Genomic DNA, 2,398 nt, shown 5'->3' with positions numbered 1-2,398 from the left:
AACACAGTGGACGCGAGCAACTGAGGACAAGCCCTCGGCCTATTAGTACCGGTCACCTCCACACGTTACCGTGCTTCCAGATCCGGCCTATCAACCCAGTCGTCTACTGGGAGCCTTACCCCATCAAGTGGGTGGGAGTCCTCATCTCGAAGCAGGCTTCCCGCTTAGATGCTTTCAGCGGTTATCCCTCCCGAACGTAGCCAACCAGCCATGCCCTTGGCAGAACAACTGGCACACCAGAGGTTCGTCCGTCCCGGTCCTCTCGTACTAGGGACAGCCCTTCTCAAGACTCCTACGCGCACAGCGGATAGGGACCGAACTGTCTCACGACGTTCTAAACCCAGCTCGCGTACCGCTTTAATGGGCGAACAGCCCAACCCTTGGGACCGACTCCAGCCCCAGGATGCGACGAGCCGACATCGAGGTGCCAAACCATCCCGTCGATATGGACTCTTGGGGAAGATCAGCCTGTTATCCCCGGGGTACCTTTTATCCGTTGAGCGACGGCGCTTCCACAAGCCACCGCCGGATCACTAGTCCCGACTTTCGTCCCTGCTCGACCCGTCGGTCTCACAGTCAAGCTCCCTTGTGCACTTACACTCAACACCTGATTGCCAACCAGGCTGAGGGAACCTTTGGGCGCCTCCGTTACCCTTTAGGAGGCAACCGCCCCAGTTAAACTACCCATCAGACACTGTCCCTGATCCGGATCACGGACCCAGGTTAGACATCCAGCACGACCAGACTGGTATTTCAACGACGACTCCACAAACACTGGCGTGCCTGCTTCAAAGTCTCCCAGCTATCCTACACAAGCCGAACCGAACACCAATATCAAACTGTAGTAAAGGTCCCGGGGTCTTTCCGTCCTGCTGCGCGAAACGAGCATCTTTACTCGTAGTGCAATTTCACCGGGCCTATGGTTGAGACAGTCGAGAAGTCGTTACGCCATTCGTGCAGGTCGGAACTTACCCGACAAGGAATTTCGCTACCTTAGGATGGTTATAGTTACCACCGCCGTTTACTGGCGCTTAAGTTCTCAGCTTCGCCTGGACGAATCCAAGCTAACCGGTCCCCTTAACGTTCCAGCACCGGGCAGGCGTCAGTCCGTATACATCGCCTTACGGCTTCGCACGGACCTGTGTTTTTAGTAAACAGTCGCTTCTCGCTGGTCTCTGCGGCCACCCCCAGCTCAGAGCGCGAAGCTCATCACCGGATGTGGCCCCCCTTCTCCCGAAGTTACGGGGGCATTTTGCCGAGTTCCTTAACCATAGTTCACCCGAACGCCTCGGTATTCTCTACCTGACCACCTGAGTCGGTTTAGGGTACGGGCCGCCATGAAACTCGCTAGAGGCTTTTCTCGACAGCATAGGATCATCCACTTCGCCACAATCGGCTCGGCATCAGGTCTCAGCCGTATGCAAGGCGGATTTGCCTACCTTGCGGCCTACACCCTTACCCCGGGACAACCACCGCCCGGGATGGACTACCTTCCTGCGTCACCCCATCACTCACCTACTAACCGCTTGGTTCGGCGGCTCCACCACTCCCCTCAACTCCGAAGAGATCAGGGCGGCTTCACGGCCTTAGCATCACGATGCTCGATGTTTGACGCTTCACAGCGGGTACCGGAATATCAACCGGTTATCCATCGACTACGCCTGTCGGCCTCGCCTTAGGTCCCGACTTACCCTGGGCAGATCAGCTTGACCCAGGAACCCTTAGTCAATCGGCGCAAACGTTTCTCACGTTTGTATCGCTACTCATGCCTGCATTCTCACTCGTCAACCGTCCACGACTACCTTCCGGTGCCGCTTCACCCGGCAGACGACGCTCCCCTACCCATCACAGCACCCGTTGGGGCTATATGCTGCAATGACACGACTTCGGCGGTACGCTTGAGCCCCGCTACATTGTCGGCGCGGAATCACTAGACCAGTGAGCTATTACGCACTCTTTCAAGGGTGGCTGCTTCTAAGCCAACCTCCTGGTTGTCTGTGCGACTCCACATCCTTTCCCACTTAGCGTACGCTTAGGGGCCTTAGTCGATGCTCTGGGCTGTTTCCCTCTCGACCATGGAGCTTATCCCCCACAGTCTCACTGCCGCGCTCTCACTTACCGGCATTCGGAGTTTGGCTAAGGTCAGTAACCCGGTAGGGCCCATCGCCTATCCAGTGCTCTACCTCCGGCAAGAAACACACGACGCTGCACCTAAATGCATTTCGGGGAGAACCAGCTATCACGGAGTTTGATTGGCCTTTCACCCCTAACCACAGGTCATCCCCCAGGTTTTCAACCCTGGTGGGTTCGGTCCTCCACGAAGTCTTACCTCCGCTTCAACCTGCCCATGGCTAGATCACTCCGCTTCGGGTCTTGAGCGTGCTACTAAAATCGCCCT

At 56.8% G+C, this 2,398-nt stretch carries 1 rRNA gene; it reads right to left on the bottom strand.

Annotated elements, in window-relative coordinates:
* Positions 1 to 22 precede the first annotated feature (22 nt).
* Positions 23 to 2,398: ribosomal RNA gene (locus tag JK361_RS40415) — 23S ribosomal RNA — on the bottom strand; the annotation flags it as partial.

Source organism: Streptomyces musisoli (assembly GCF_016741855.1).
GTDB lineage: Bacteria > Actinomycetota > Actinomycetes > Streptomycetales > Streptomycetaceae > Streptomyces > Streptomyces musisoli.
This window is presented reverse-complemented; position numbering and strand designations above follow the sequence as displayed.